This window comes from Dokdonella immobilis (genome assembly GCF_900115085.1).
Classification (GTDB): domain Bacteria; phylum Pseudomonadota; class Gammaproteobacteria; order Xanthomonadales; family Rhodanobacteraceae; genus Dokdonella; species Dokdonella immobilis.
The window spans coordinates 19,503-33,782 of the sequence record NZ_FOVF01000041.1 but is presented as its reverse complement, the minus strand read 5'-3'; the positions used below and the strand labels follow the sequence as shown (position 1 = coordinate 33,782).

The 14,280-nt window shown below is 66.9% G+C and carries 11 protein-coding genes and 2 pseudogenes; 4 read left to right on the top strand and 9 right to left on the bottom strand.

Going from position 1 to position 14,280, the window contains the following annotated elements:
* Nucleotides 1–431: 431 nt before the first annotated feature.
* On the bottom strand, nucleotides 432–857 hold the full coding sequence (locus tag BM125_RS18260; protein ID WP_092410661.1) for a MerR family transcriptional regulator: 426 nt from the start codon (nucleotides 855–857) through the stop codon (nucleotides 432–434).
* Between the two features lie 41 nt (nucleotides 858–898).
* Here BM125_RS18260 and BM125_RS18255 point away from each other — a divergent pair, with 41 nt between their 5' ends.
* From BM125_RS18255 to BM125_RS18240, 4 genes are read left to right on the top strand one after another with little or no spacing between them, the layout of a single operon-like run.
* Nucleotides 899–1,255 carry a mercuric transporter MerT family protein gene (locus tag BM125_RS18255; protein ID WP_092410659.1) on the top strand — a complete coding sequence of 119 codons (357 nt, stop codon included), beginning with the start codon at nucleotides 899–901 and terminating at the stop codon, nucleotides 1,253–1,255.
* An 8-nt stretch (nucleotides 1,256–1,263) separates the two neighbouring features.
* Nucleotides 1,264–1,551, top strand: coding sequence for a heavy-metal-associated domain-containing protein (locus BM125_RS18250; protein ID WP_092410657.1), 288 nt, complete (start codon nucleotides 1,264–1,266; stop codon nucleotides 1,549–1,551).
* Nucleotides 1,529–1,756: a GDCCVxC domain-containing (seleno)protein gene (locus BM125_RS20765; protein WP_425429642.1), complete on the top strand. Its 228-nt coding sequence runs from the start codon at nucleotides 1,529–1,531 to the stop codon at nucleotides 1,754–1,756. Before BM125_RS18250 ends, BM125_RS20765 begins: the two co-directional genes overlap by 23 nt.
* 13 nt (nucleotides 1,757–1,769) lie before the next feature.
* Nucleotides 1,770–3,047 (top strand): hypothetical protein, encoded by a 1,278-nt coding sequence (locus BM125_RS18240; RefSeq protein ID WP_245778989.1) that lies wholly within the window; start codon nucleotides 1,770–1,772, stop codon nucleotides 3,045–3,047.
* 36 nt (nucleotides 3,048–3,083) lie between these two features.
* Here the strand turns inward: BM125_RS18240 and BM125_RS20875 are convergent.
* The 8 genes and pseudogenes from BM125_RS20875 to BM125_RS18200 all read right to left on the bottom strand — a co-directional run.
* Nucleotides 3,084–3,431: pseudogene (locus BM125_RS20875) on the bottom strand (acetate/propionate family kinase); the annotation flags it as partial.
* An 83-nt stretch (nucleotides 3,432–3,514) separates the two neighbouring features.
* Nucleotides 3,515–4,243 (bottom strand): annotated as a pseudogene (locus BM125_RS21030) (hypothetical protein); the annotation flags it as partial.
* Nucleotides 4,206–6,281 (bottom strand): heavy metal translocating P-type ATPase, encoded by a 2,076-nt coding sequence (locus BM125_RS18225; protein ID WP_224743841.1) that lies wholly within the window; start codon nucleotides 6,279–6,281, stop codon nucleotides 4,206–4,208. The pseudogene BM125_RS21030 and the gene BM125_RS18225, both read right to left, overlap by 38 nt.
* A gap of 63 nt (nucleotides 6,282–6,344) precedes the next feature.
* Nucleotides 6,345–8,018 carry an ABC1 kinase family protein gene (locus tag BM125_RS18220; RefSeq protein WP_245778988.1) on the bottom strand — a complete coding sequence of 558 codons (1,674 nt, stop codon included), beginning with the start codon at nucleotides 8,016–8,018 and terminating at the stop codon, nucleotides 6,345–6,347.
* The gene (locus tag BM125_RS18215; RefSeq protein WP_245778987.1) at nucleotides 7,963–10,425 is read right to left on the bottom strand and encodes a phosphoketolase family protein; all 2,463 of its coding nucleotides are present in this window, start codon (nucleotides 10,423–10,425) and stop codon (nucleotides 7,963–7,965) included. Before BM125_RS18215 ends, BM125_RS18220 begins: the two co-directional genes overlap by 56 nt.
* Complete coding sequence (locus BM125_RS18210; RefSeq protein ID WP_024867878.1) at nucleotides 10,422–11,336, bottom strand: ribose-phosphate diphosphokinase; 915 nt, start codon at nucleotides 11,334–11,336, stop codon at nucleotides 10,422–10,424. Before BM125_RS18210 ends, BM125_RS18215 begins: the two co-directional genes overlap by 4 nt.
* A complete protein-coding gene (locus BM125_RS18205; protein ID WP_092410653.1) occupies nucleotides 11,333–12,850 on the bottom strand; it encodes a thymidine phosphorylase family protein in 1,518 nt (505 codons plus the stop codon). The genes BM125_RS18210 and BM125_RS18205 overlap by 4 nt, the downstream gene beginning before the upstream one ends.
* Nucleotides 12,847–14,232, bottom strand: a complete 1,386-nt coding sequence (locus BM125_RS18200) for an MBL fold metallo-hydrolase RNA specificity domain-containing protein (RefSeq protein WP_092410651.1) — start codon at nucleotides 14,230–14,232, stop codon at nucleotides 12,847–12,849. The genes BM125_RS18205 and BM125_RS18200 overlap by 4 nt, the downstream gene beginning before the upstream one ends.
* Between the last annotated feature and the right edge of the window lie 48 nt (nucleotides 14,233–14,280).

Sequence of the window (14,280 nt, the reverse complement as noted above, 5' to 3'; positions counted from 1 at the left end):
CCTTTCTCGGCCGACGGGCATCGATCTCAAGCGCCTGTCGCAACCACTCTCGATGATCATCGAGCTTCTTCGAGCCCGCCTCGCGCCGGTAACTCAACTCCCTGCGGGTTGACTCCCGCAGCCACGCCTTGATCGTATTCCTCGACAGACTCGTCCGTCTGGCGATCTCACTAGTCGACAGCCCCTCGCGGAGCCGCATCCGTCGCACCTTTGCGTACGTTGCCATGGTGTGCACCTCGTCTCCCTGCCGGTCCAAAAGGCCGGCAGGTTAGGTCAGAACACCCTGGTCAATTTTCAGCGAGCAGAACCCTCGATTTATGGTCAATTTTCAACGAGCAGCAACACCGCTCGCCGCGTTTGACCGCGGCGCGGGCGGCGCGACTGAGCACGAGGGTCGGCAGGGATTCGTGTAAAAACGGGCCGAAAGTGAGCTAACTGCCTGTCGCAGCTGGCTTTCTTGGCCGCTCCAGAAAATCGAGGGTTGGGCAGCACTCTCCCGCCGGAACTCGGGCGCACCGCGCTACCTTCTGTTCGAGGTCCCTCTCCAGATTCCTCAACTCGCGGATTCGTAGGCGGACATCGACGAGCTTTCGCTCGGTCAACTGGCGGGTCTGCTCGCAAGAATGCTTGCCTGTAATCTGTAGTAAGCCAGCGATCTCGTCGAGGCTGAATCCCATCTTCTGAGCGTGCCGTATGAACCGAAGCCGATTCACGTCGCTTTCGCCGTAGCGACGCACGCCTCCGCTCGGTCGCGCGGGCTGATGCAGCAGCTTGCGGCGCTGGTAGTAGCGCACGGTTTCGACGTGCACATCGGCAGCCGCTGCCAAGCGGCTGATCGTGAACGTGTTTGGACGCATAGCTTGACTCCGTACCCGGGTACGGAGATTAGTATGCCCGGATGCAAGCAACTCCCGCTAAATCTTCTGTTCCGGCCATCGTTGGCGCGAGCATCGCCGCCATTGGCGCGTCCGTCTGTTGCGTCGTGCCACTGGTACTGGTGTTCATGGGGATCAGCGGCGCTTGGATCAGCACCCTTACGGCCCTGGATCCCTTGAGGCCTTGGTTCAGTGCCGCCGCCGTAGTGTCCTTGGCGGTGGCGTTCTGGATGCTGTATCGGCCGGCGTCACATTGCGGTGTGGATGGCAGTTGCGTCGAGCCGGACACCCTGCGAAGGAGGCGGCGTTGGCTCTGGTTGGCGACAGTCCTCATCGTCCTGTTGCTGCTGTTTCCCTATTACATCGTCTGGATTCTGTAGGAGGCGCAATGCGCAAGTGGATACTGGCCCTCGTGGCTGCTCTCTCGGTCGGGGCCGCCCTGGCGGCGACGCCCGCGACCGTGGTGTTCGATGCCGAGAACATGACCTGTCCCGCCTGCGGCATCACCATCAGGAAGGCGCTGGAGAAGGTGCCTGGCGTCACCGAGACGAAGGTTGACACGCGGGCAGAAACAGTCACGGTGACGTTCGACACGAGCCGGACGGATACATCTAGAATCGCGCGCGCAGTCACAGAAGCAGGCTTCCCGGCCAATGCGCGGGCTGACGGTGAGTGACGTCGAGCTAGAAAGCATCTTGACCTGCCCGGAGTGCGGCCATCGGGCGACCGAGACAATGCCAGTCACAGCGTGCCAATTTTTCTACGAGTGCACGGGCTGTGGAGTGGTCTTGCGGCCGAATCAAGGCGACTGCTGTGTGTTCTGCTCGTTCGGAACAGTGCCATGCCCGCCGATCCAACAGCACAATTCATGTTGTGGTTGACCGGACTTCGATAATGACTGCACAGGCAGGCTGCGATCTCGACTGTGCCACCTCGGTAGGTGCGCAGCTCAACCAGCGATGTGCGTGCGAAGTGGTTGACGTTTTCAGTTTGCACGAGTCGATCCGGTCTGCCTTTCCGGAGTTCACGGCCGATCCATCCGTGCACGCCCACCTGTTTTCCCCGTATGCCCTGTTCGTTGATCGCGCGGCGCTGGACGCCATGGGGCGAGTCGCGGCGACGGTCTTCGACGTCGCAGCAAATCCGCGATATCGCCAGCACGTCCTGCAATGGGCCCCCGACATCGCGACCCATGAGCCAGGGTCGGCGGGTGGAGTCCTGGGGCTGGACTTTCACTTGACAGTCGACGGCCCGCGGCTGATTGAGGTCAACACCAATCCCGGCGGGCTGCTTCTCAATGCAATGCTGGTCGATGCCGTGCAGGCCTGCGCACCGGATGCGTGGACCACTTGGACAACGGGGGCCAACGCTAGCAACATGGCTATCATCGCCTGGCTGGAGGACGCCCGGCAGCAGTCCGGCCGTATGCCGTCGCGTCTGGCCATCGTGGACAGCGCCCCGCGGGAGCAGTTCCTCTACCCCGAGTTCGAGCTGTACGCGGGCGCATTCCGGGAGCATGGCGTGGACTGCGTGATACGCGCACCCGAGGAACTGAAGTTTGGTCCGGACGGGCTTGCAGATGCGCACGGCCGGATCGACATGGTCTACAACCGGTTGACCGATTTCGCGCTTGAGGAAGCGTCACATACAGACCTTCGTCAGGCTTACCTCGCAGGGGAAGTGGCGCTGACACCGCATCCGCGTGCGCACGCGCTGTTCGCCGACAAGCGCAACCTCGCGGTGCTGGGAGACCCTGTTCTGCTTGGCGGGTTCGGGGTCGATGCGGGTTCGACCGCCCTGTTGGCACAGGTGATCCCGCCCACGGTTGAAGTCGTGCCCGGGAACCGGGATGCGCTGTGGGCAGCGCGCAACGGCTACTTCTTCAAGCCTGCAGCAGGGTTCGGCAGCCGAGGGAGCTATCGGGGCGACAAGCTCACCCGGCGGACGTGGGAGTCCATGGCGTCGGCGACCTACATCGCACAGACCTTCGCGCCACCGAGCATGCGGATCGTGCATGGGGGCCAGTTTCTCAAGGCCGACGTGCGCTGCTTTGCGTCTGAGGCGGGTGTGCTGTTGTTCGCGGCCAGGCTGTACCACGGCCAAACCACGAACATGCGCACCCCCGGTGGTGGATTCGCAGCGGTGCTCACGACGCCACTGATCGACGAGTGATCCTGGCTTGAGCTGGCCCTGGCGATGTGCCGGGGCTTACAGCCAGGCCAGTGCCGATTCGGCCAGCTCGCGTTCCTCATCGATCGCGACGTTCCAGATGGCTGGCCCGCTTCCACCATCGATCCGCGTGGCTCCAGCATCGTTGGCGCAAGGCGCCAGCGCCAAGCCAAGCCAGCCCAGGCGCGCGATGATCCGCGCCCGCAGACCGGGCGCGCGGTGGCCGATGCCGCCGGAAAAGACGACATGGTCGAGTCCGCCGATTCCCGTGGCCATGGCCGCGATGGACTGCGCGATCCGGACTGCAAACAGCTCCACGGCGAGCTGGGCCTGCGGGCCGGGATCGGCCAGCAACACGCGCATGTCGCCATGCCCGGCGATTCCGGCAAGGCCTGCACTGCGATAAGGCCATCTTCAAGTGCCTGCGCATCCAGACGCTCGTGCCGTAGCAGATACAGCAATGCGCCGGGATCGAGATCTCCGGAGCGGGTAGGGCTCGGGATTCCACCCAGCGGAGTGAGCGCCATGGTGGTGTCGCGGCTGCGGCCGCCCTCGACGGCGCAGACGCTGCAGCCACCCCCCAGATGCGCGAAGACAGCGCGGCCCTTCAGGATTCCAGCGTCGTGGCTGGCCACTATGCGGAGCGCGGAGGCAAAGGCGAGTCCATGGAAACCGTAGCGGCGGATGCCCAGCGCATCCCATGCTTCAGGGACAGGCAAGCGCCGGCTCCAGGGCGCGAGCGACGCGTGGAAGTCGGTGTCGAAGGCCACGCCTTGGCGCGCGTGCGGCCAACGCATGCGCGCGGCACGCGCGAAAGCGAGGGCTACCGGCTGGTGCAAGGGTGCGAACGGCACCAATGCATCCAGTTTCGCGAGCACGGTTTCGTCGAGCTCGCGGGCGTCGTGCAGGTCACCGCCATGTACGATTCGGTGCACCACCACGTCGGGGCTGGGCCACGGCTCCGACAATGCCTCGAGCAGGGTGGCAAGGCGCTCCTGCGCATCCACGCCGACTGGAATTTCGGCCCGGGAGCGCTCGAGCAGACGAGACTGCGCGCCGTGTCCCTCAGTGTTGAACAGATAGGACGCGCCCTTGAGGGTGGACGAGCCAACGTTGAGTGCAAGAAGCCGGCGCGTGGTCACAGGTGTCCCCGAATCATGTTCATGGGGACCGCACCGCCCGGCGCAACAACTGCGCATTGATTGCCACAACGACGGTGCTCAGCGACATGAGCACTGCCCCAAGCGCAGGTTGCAGCAGGATCCCCCATGCGGCGAGAACGCCAGCGGCGAGAGGGATGGCGACGATGTTGTAGCCGGCGGCCCACCACAGGTTCTGGATCATCTTGCGATAGGTGGCCTTGCTCAATTCGATGATCGCTGGCACGTCGCGCGGGTCGCTGCGCACGAGTACGACGTCGCCGGCCTCGACCGCGACGTCCGTCCCTGTGCCGATGGCGATGCCGACGTCGGACGTGAGCAGCGCCGGAGCGTCATTGACACCGTCACCCACCATCGCGACGCGCTTGCCCTGGGCCTGCAGCTCCTCGATCTTTGCCACCTTGTCCTCGGGCAATACCTCGGCGAAGACGGTGTCGATGTTGAGTTCCTTCGCGACCGCGTTTGCGACCGCCGTGGAATCACCCGTCAGCAGGACAACCTCCAGTCCTTCGTCGTGCAGCCGCTTGACCGCGTCGAACGATTCGGGACGGATGGCATCCGCGATCGCAAATACGGCGAGCACCCGGTCGCCTTCCACCAGGTAGGTTGCAGATTGACCATCGGCTGCCGCTGATTCGGCAGCCCGCCGAAGCGTCTCCGGCGGTTCGACCGCGAGCATTCTCAACAGACCCGGCCCGCCAACGTGAAGCGAGCGCTCCTCGACGACTGCGCGCACGCCGCGTCCCGGCATGGACTCGAAGTCCTGCGACATCGGAACGTCGATGCCATGTTCCTTGGCGCTGGTCATCAGCGCCTGCGCGATCGGATGTTCAGCGTCGCGCTGGACCGACGCGGCCACGCGAAGCACCTCGTCGTCGGTGAGTCCATCGGCGGCAGTGGTCTTCACGACGCGGTGCGAACCGAGGGTGAGCGTGCCTGTCTTGTCGAACACGACCGTGTTCAGCAAACGGGCCTCTTCCAGGCCGCGTCGATCGCGCACGAGCAGGCCGTTCCGTGCGCCAATCGTGGTCGAGATGGCGGTCACCAGCGGAATGGCCAGGCCCAGCGCATGGGGACAGGCGATCACGAGCACGGTCACTACGCGCTCGATCGTGAAGCTCCACGGTCGACCGAGGAGTGGCCAGACAATGGCGGTAACCGCGGCGGAGACGATGGCGATGATCGTGAGGTAGAACGCCGCCCGGTCCGCCAGGGCCTGGGCGCGCGAGCGCGACGTCTGGGCCTGCTCGACGAGCCGCATGATACCCGCGAGCGCGGTCTCGTCGCCGGTTCCCGTCACCTCGACACGCAACGAGCCCTGTCCGTTGACGGTGCCGGCGATCACCCGGTCGCCCGTCGACTTGTCCATCGGCTTGGACTCGCCGGTGATCATCGCTTCGTTGACGGCGCTGGTCCCTTCCTTCACGACGCCGTCGGCGGGAATGCTCGCGCCGGGCCTGATGAGCAGCAGGTCGCCGCGCTTCAGTTCCGCGACAGGGACTTCCTTCGCGGTACCGGCCTCATCCAACCGCACCGCCATATCAGGCAGCAGCTTCGCGAGTTCCTTGAGAGCGCCCTGTGCCTGGTTGATCGAACGCATCTCGATCCAGTGGCCGAGCAACATGATCGCCACCAGCGTCGCCAGCTCCCACCACAGGTCCAAGCCCTCGACAACGCCGAGCGTGACCAACGCGCTGTAAAGGAAGGCGACGGTGATCGCAAGCGAGATCAGCGTCATCATGCCCGGCAGGCGATTTCTCAGCTCGTGGTATCCGCCGCGGAGGAACGGCCAGCCGCCGTAGAAGTACACGATCGTGCCGAACACCGCCGGGATGTACGCCGACCCCGGGAACTGTGGTGCGGTGTAGTCGAACCAATGCTGGATCATCCCGCTCCAGATCAGAGTGGGGATGGTCAGCAGCAGCGTGAACCAGAACTTGTCGCGGAAGCTCGCCACGCTGTGGCCGGCATGCTTGTCGTGCCCGGCATGGACGTCACCTTCAGCACCCGTGCGGGGATGCGGCGGTTGCTCGCCGTGCGCCTGATGATCTTGATGATGATGATTGCGTTGCGTCATGGGTCTGCCTTCCTGAATGCACTGATGCACCGGGCACCAGCGGGGAGATAGATCAGTGTTCTGTTACAAGTGTCCCGATCTGGCGATGGCCATCACCAGCCGCAGTGAGAGCAATCCCGCAGCAGCGAAGGCCACGATCGCCAGGAAAGGCATGTGACCGAACACTTGCGGGCCGTCGGAATGCAGGCTCAACAGCGCACCGCTTACGTACAGGCCCAAGGTGACCAGGGCCAACGCCAGCCGGTTGCCCGTGCGCGCGATTGCCTCCTGCGTGGAACTCAGGCCATGGTGGTGTACGGAGAAGGCGGGTCGTCCGTCGCTCAGTTGCGCCTGCCGCAACAGGTCGGTGGCGATCTGTGGCAGTTGGCGCGCAGTGCGGGCCAGCCGCATGGCAAGCGGCCTGTTGCCGCTGGGGCGGCTGGCTTCGGCAATGTCGGCGATCGCGGCCGCCTGCGCGGACAGCGTCCCCAGCAGGTCCAGATCCGGATCCAGCGCCCGCAGCGTGTTCTCGACCAGGAACAGCGTCCGGATCAGGGACAGCAGGTGGGCCGGAAGCCGGAAGCCAGCGCCCTGCCCAATGCGTGCCACGCGCCAGATTGCCTCGGCAATGGACCACTGCGCCAGCGGACGGCTGGCCATCTCGGCCAGGATCAGGTGGATCTCGCGCACATGCGAGCGGCGGTCGACCTGCGGCGGGAAGAAGCCCATGGCGATCGCTGCATCCAGCACGCCCTCGGCGTCGTCGGCCGCAATGGCCTCGACCATGCCGCCGAGCGCGAGCCGGGATGCAGGGTCGAGCACGCCGATCGAGCCAAAGTCATGCAGGCACAGGCGACCGTCGTCAAAGAAGAACAGATTCCCCGGGTGCGGGTCGGCATGGAAGACGCCGGCGCCGAAGAGCTGATGCACGTAGGCACCGAGCAGCGCCCTTGCCAGTGCGGGAGCCGCCGCCGTTCCATAAGCGGCTTCCAGGCGGGTGCCGTGGCTACGATCCTGGACCAGCACGTCGCGGGTGGCGTAGGGCTCAACGACATGTGGCTGTGTGATGCCTGGCAGGGCATCGAGCACCTTCGCCATGCGGCGCATGTTCTGCGCCTCGTGACGCATGTCGATTTCATCGCGCAGGAATGCGCCCAGCTCGTCCACCAGTTCGAGGGGGCGGTGTCGCTTCAGAGGCGGCCAGATCCACTGGGCTACGCGCAGCGTGCGTCGAAGCAGCCGCAGGTCAGCCTGCACTTGAGCGTGGATGCCGGGCCGGGTGACCTTGACGACCACGTCGCGACCGTCATGCATGCGTGCCGGATGGATCTGAGCCACCGACGCGGCGGCCAGCGGATGGTCATCGAAGCTGGCGAAAAGCTCTTCGACGGAGGCGCCGAACGCCTGCTCGACCATGTGTCTGGCCTGGTCCGCAGGAAATGCCGGCACGTCGCTGTGCAACCGCGACAATGCCTCGCGATAGGGCGCCGGCAGCAGGTCCCAGCGCAGGCTCAAACCCTGGCCCAGCTTGACGAAGGTGGTACCCAGCCCCACCAGGGTGGCGCTGACGTACGCGGGAAGCCGTTCGGGTCTGCGTCGGCGCAGGCGCAACACCGCGACCCCGAGAGTCAGTCCGGCCCAGGCGATCTGGCCTCCGCGGCGCACCGTGCCCGCCATCAGCGCGAGGTCCTGGCCGGCCGGCTCACGATGCCGGCCCCGCTTCCGCGCGCAGGATGGCGGTCGGATCGCCGCGACCATCCACGGCCGCCAGCTCCGCTTCGGACAGCAGGTTGTCGCGGGACTCGCCGAGGACGCCCGCAGCCGCGTCAACCACGTGCGCCCAGGTGCTGCGGTTGGCGAACAGCAGGCCCGGCACGTCCAGTGTGCCGCCCCGGTTGACGAAGCCCAGCGCCGCGGTGGTGGTGGGGCCGGTGTCGAGTCGGCGCAGCGCACCGAGGAAGGGCTCCGGACGGGTGTGGGTAACGAATACGCGCGGCCGGCCCACCGGAAACAGCGCTTGGACCGCACTGTCGGAGTGCACGTACCTTGCCTCCTCCGGATCGCGCGGGGCGCGAAATCGGCCGGGTTCGGCGAGATAGACGATCGCGGCCGACATTCCGCGTGCGGCCAGACGCGCCTGTGCGCGGCGCACTTCCTGCAGCTGGTACGCGCCGGTGGCCACCAGCAGGATCGCCGCCGTCTCCGGATCGCCGGCGAGGCATGTTGCGCCGGTCTCGGCCAGTGCCTGGGCCTGCTGCGGGGTCAGCTCATGAGGCACCGGACGCTTGGGAACGACCAGTGTGGTGACCGTGCCCCGTTGCGCGTAGGCGCGGGCGAGGGCGGCGGCAGCGCCATTGGCGTCCGGCGGGAACACCACGCGCGAAATGTCGGCCATTTCGCCCATGAGTGCCTCGGCCATGGTCGGATCCTGGTGGGACTGTTCGTTCTTCGCGTTCTCCCACGTGTGCGAGGTCAGCACCAGGGGCACGCCCAGCCAGCCGGGTGGGCGCCCGGCCTGGGCCTGGTGGCGGGCGAAGATCAGTTCCTGACGTACGGCGCCGAGCATCTTCGGTGCAAACGCCTCGTAGGTGACCACCAAGTTTAGCCCGCCCTTGTTGCCGAGCGCCGCGCAGACCACGGCTTCTTCGTTGAGCGCAGTGATGACCGCGCCGGTTGGCGATTCGGCGACGCCGGGCTCGGGCTCGTGCACCCGGTGCTTCATCGCGTCCAGGGTCCGGTCGAGCTTGTTGCTGCGCAGCTCATCGGGATTGCCCACGCGCACCCGCAGTCCCGGATTCGCCTCGGCGATGGCGACGAACTGCTCGTCGAGTGCGGTCATTGGCGAGCTCTCACCGCCGGCGCCGCGGTCGGCGATCGCCGGGACGCGGGGCGGTTCCACCTGGCGATCGGCCAGCGCATGGTCGCGCTCGCGCACCCGCTGCTGGAGATCGTGGCTGTTGAGTGCGGCAACGGCCTGCTCGAGCTCCGACGCGGCCACGAACAGCGCCGCTGCGCCTTCATTGAAGAGCGTGCGCGCCGCGGCATCCTTCGCCGGATTCCCCGGCAGCGGCAAGTTGTGCGAGGCGTTGGTCCCGGCGCCGGGGAAGCCGAAGCCCTTGACGGTTTCGGCGATGCCATAGGGCAGCCGCACGTCGGCGGGAACAGCGGCGCCCGCTTGCAGGCGCGACTCCATCACGTGGATGCCCCACGCGATGCTGGCCGGATCGCGCCCGTCCAGCGCGATCGGATCAAAGCCGTTCAATCGCAGGTGCCGGTCCAGCCACCGCTCGCCGCCCTGCTGGGTGATCTGGCTGCGCTGTTCGATGCGGCGCCCGTTGAGGATGATGATCGGGCTGACCAGTCCGCTGTCCTCGGCGCGCCACCAGCGTGGCGCCCAGTCGCTGCCACGCTGTTCCTCGAACGCACCGTCGCTGAGGAAGGCGACCAGGCGTTCATCCTTGAGCGGCGCATGCACGTACTGCAGCTCGGCAAAGCCGAGATAGCCGCCTTCCATCACGCCCCCGGCGGTGTGCGCATTGACGTGGGAGCCGAGGGGCGACGCCGGCGTTCCGTCCGGATTGAGGGTGTAGGCATAGAAGTCGCTTACGAACCGGCTCAGCCCTTCGCCGGTGCGGTCGTAACGTTCGGCGTGCCGGTCGGTCATGTTGCCAACCAGCACGTTCAGCGCGTCGATCGCGGCCACGCAGTGTCCCTGGCCCATCATCCATGCGCGGGTGACGCCATCCAGGGCGTCCATCAGCAGGTAGCCGGCATAGGCGGGCACCATGTTGAGGGACCCGCCGGTGTGGCCTTCGGGGGTGATCTTGAAGTCATCGGACTCGAGGGCCGCACCGTCGGTACGGACCCGCTGGCTGTAGGTCATGTGCGCCACCAGCCACATGCCGGCGCTGGTGACGCGGTCGGCCGCGGCGAGCCGCTGCCAGGCGGTGCCGGCATCGGGCGTGCGGCCCAGGGTCACCAGCTCGTCCACCATCTGGCGGACCCGGAGCTGGGTGAGCGGGTCATGCCGGATCACGCCGTAGCCGGCAGCCCAATGGGCGAACGCGGGATCGGTCTGCCGGTGGGCGTCGGCCAGTTCAAGGATCCGCTGGCGCTCGGCGGCCGACAGCTGGTCGGCGGTGCAGCAGTTGAGATGCAGGTTCATGGGTCCTCCGGGGAATCGGTCGAAGCGCGCATCAGGGTCGATGCCGCGGCGGCGAGGTCGGCGCCCAGCGCGATCGCGTTCGACGGGTGGGGAATGGTGTCGGTGCTGACGATGCGGGCCAGGCCCGCCTCCTGCAGGCGGGCGTAGGCATCGCCCGCGAACACCGGATGGAGGGCGACCAGCAGCGGTGGCGGCAGCGACAGCTGGCGCAGGTGCGCGAGGGTCTCCAGGATCGTATGGCCGGACGACACGATGTCGTCGACCAGGACCGGGGTCCGGCCGGCCACGGCCGCCGGGTCAGGCAGGCTCACGCGCACGTCGTAGTCGCCGTGGCGTTCCTTGGCCAGCACCTGCCAGTGCATGCCGGAGCGGGCGGCGATGTCGGCGACCCATTGCTCGCTCTCGCTGTCGGGTCCGATCAGCACCGCGTCGGGGACGGTCTCCGCGATCCAGCGCGCCACGGCCGGCGTCGCCGACACGTGGGCCGTCGGAATCCGGTAGAGCGACTGCAGGCGCTCGACGCGGTGCAGGTGCGGGTCCACGGTCACCAGCCAGTCGAACGTCTCCTCCAGGAACTGGGCAAACAGCGGCGTGCTGACCGCTTCACCACCATGGAAACGCTTGTCCTGGCGCATGTACCCCAGGTAGGGCGCGATCAGGCCGACCGAGCGCGCCCCGAACTCGCGCGCCGTTCGGGCGGCGAAACGCAACGGGAGGGCCAAAGCATCGGCGTGGCGCAGGCTGGCCAGGATGGCCACATCCGCGCCAGCCAGCGAGTCCTCCAGGGTCACCAGCGACTCGCCATCGGGAAAGTGCCGCCAAGCCACAGGTGCAATGCGCGCCTGCATAGCCTGGTTCATGGTGCTGGCCAATGCTGCATCGGCCGGGAAAGGCATCAGCACACGGGTCATGGAACCTCTCCAAGGACGAAGGGTTGCAAGGTGGCGGCGTGCTCCAGCGCATAGGCCAGCTCGCCCGGAGACTCCGCATGCAGGGTCAGCAGAGGCTGTCCGCGCTCGACCGCATCGCCGACGCGCAGACTCGTTTCCAGGCCGGCGGTGGGGGATGTGGGTGCGCCGGCCAACTTGGCCAGCTTGGCCAGCCTGCGGTTGTCGATTTCCGTGATGCGGCCCGACGCGGATGCCGGAACGTCGGCGGTGAATGGCGCCCGCGCCGGTTCGCGGAAGCCTCCCTGGGCTTCGCAGATCGCCAGGAACTTGGCCAGCGCCCTCCCGGAATCCAGCACGCTGCGCGCGCGCTCCAGTCCGGTGCCGGTGCTGCTGCCCGGTGCCATGTCCAGCAGCGCCGCCGACAGCGCAAGCGCGCGTTCGCGCAGGTCGGCCGGTGCGTCGGTGGCGTTGCGCAGCACCTTGAGCACATCGTGCGCCTCGAGCGCCGGGCCGATGCCCCGACCCACCGGCTGGGTGCCGTCGGAGCGATGGATGGCCAGCTGCAATCCAAGCGCGCTGGCGGTGTGTGCAAGCCGCGAGCCGAGGCTGTCCGCCGCAGCCTCACTGCGCACCTTGGCGGTCGGACCCACCGGCATGTCGATCAGCACGTCGGTGGAGCCCGCCGCGATCTTCTTCGACAGCACGCTGGCTACCAGTTGTCCGTCGCTATCGAAGTCCAGCGGGCGCTGGACCCGGATCAGGATGTCGTCGGCCGGGCTCAGGCGCACGTTGCCGCCCCAGACGATGCAGCCGCCCTCGCGCTCCACCACCCGCCGCATCGCCGCCAGGTCGAGCGCCACCGGCGCCATCACTTCCATGGTGTCGGCGGTGCCCGCGGGCGATGTGATGGCGCGCGAGGACGTCTTCGGGATGCGGTAGCCCAGCGCGGCCACGATGGCCACCACGATCGGGGTGGTGCGATTGCCCGGCAGGCCGCCGACGCAGTGCTTGTCCAGCACCGGCCCATCGCCCCAGTCCAGGCGCTGGCCAACCGCGATCATGGCCCGCGTCAGCGCGGTCGTCTCGACGTTGTCGAGGCGGTCGCCCGCGCTGGCCGTGACGAAGGCGGCAAGCTCCAGGTCCGACAGCCTGCTTTCCATCACGTCCTGCACCAGGGCGAGGTACTGCGCGTCGTCCAGCCGTGCCCCGAACACCTTGGCGCGGAGCGCGCCTGCCGACGCCGCGGGTTCCGCGTGCCGGACCCGGGCAAGGACATCGGGCATGGGATCGAGCAGCGTCCACGCGGTCTCCGAGAGCGCCACCTCGTCCAGGCCGAGCCGATCGTCCACGACCACGTTCAGCGTCGCCACCAGCGTGCGCGAACCCACGTCTAGCCTCACGCGAGTCATCGCGGCAAAGCCTTCCGAGCGGCAGACTTCACAGTCACGGTGCATATAGACCACCGGCTGCTGGTAGGTGTCGATGCCGGCACGGGTGACGCGCAGGCGGGTGTGGCCCGGGGCCTGCGTGGTCATCTCGCATCCTCCAATCCGACTTGCTCCAGGTGCTCCGGCACGCGCGCACGCCAGCCCAGTTCACGCTGCACGCGCGCGCGCAGTGTGTCGGCTGCATCGGGCTCGCCATGGGTGAGGTACACCACGCGCGGCGCGGACGGCGCGGTGCGCATCCAGTCCAGCAACTCCCCGGCGTCGGCGTGGCCGGAGAAGCCTTCCAGCTGCACCACTTCAGCGCGGATGGGGACCTCGCGGCCGAACATGCGCAACGTGCGCTTGCCTGCCGCCAGCGCGGCACCGCGTGTTCCTCCGGCCTGGTAGCCCGCGAGCAGGATCGCGTTGCGGTCATCGGGGCCGAACGCCTCGATGTGGTGCAACACGCGCCCGCCGGTGATCATGCCGCTGGCCGAGATGATGATCATCGGCCCGCGCTGGCGGTTGAGCGCCTTCGACTCTTCTACAGTGTTGACGAAGGTGGCCACGTCGAACATCCGCTGGCAGTCCTCTTCGGACACGTGGTGCTCGGAATGGTGGGCGTGGTAGTGCCGGGTCGCGTTGATTGCCATCGGGCTGTTGAGGTAGACCGGCACGCGAGGGATGTCCTTGCGCTCGCGCAACCGGGCGATATGCAGCATGAGCGCCTGGGCGCGACCGATGGCAAAGGCCGGAATGACGATTACGCCCCCACGGGCAGCGACGCGGCGGATGATGGGGGCCAGCTCCGCCTCCTGGTCGATCGGAACGTGTTCCCGATTGCCATATGTGGATTCGCAGACCAGTACGTCACAGGCGGGCAGGGGCGTTGGCGGGTTCATCAGAGACTCCTGCTGCCGGCCCAGGTCACCACTGAAGTGCAGGCGCTGGCCCTGGACGTCCAGGCTGACGTGGGCAGCGCCCAGGATGTGGCCGGCAGGATGGAAGCGGATCGTGACGCCTGATGCGACCTCGATGTCGCGACCATAGTCATGCCCCTTGAGCTGCTTCAGGCTGCGGCGGGCGTCATCCTCGGTATAAAGCGGTCGTGGTTCCTTGTGCTTGGAGTACCCTTTGCGCGCTGCATACTTAGCATCCTCTTCCTGCAGGTATCCACTGTCGGGAAGCAGCAGGCCGCACAGGGCCACGCTGCCATGGGTGCAGTGGATCCGGCCGCGGAACCCTTGTTTGACCAGTGCGGGCAAGTAGCCCGAATGGTCCAGGTGGGCGTGGGTCAGGACTACCGCGTCGATCGATGACGGCTCGACGGGAAACGGAGCCCAGTTGCGGTCGCGCAATTGCTTGTAGCCCTGGAACAGGCCGCAGTCCACGAGCACGCGCTGACCGTTGGCCTCAACCAGGTAGCGCGAGCCAGTCACAGTGCCCGCGGCACCGAGGAATTGCAGGGTGGGGCTGGAAGACGATGTCATGTTGTGGCTCCTGTCCTGGAAGGGAAGTGATTGCTGATGGCATGGCGA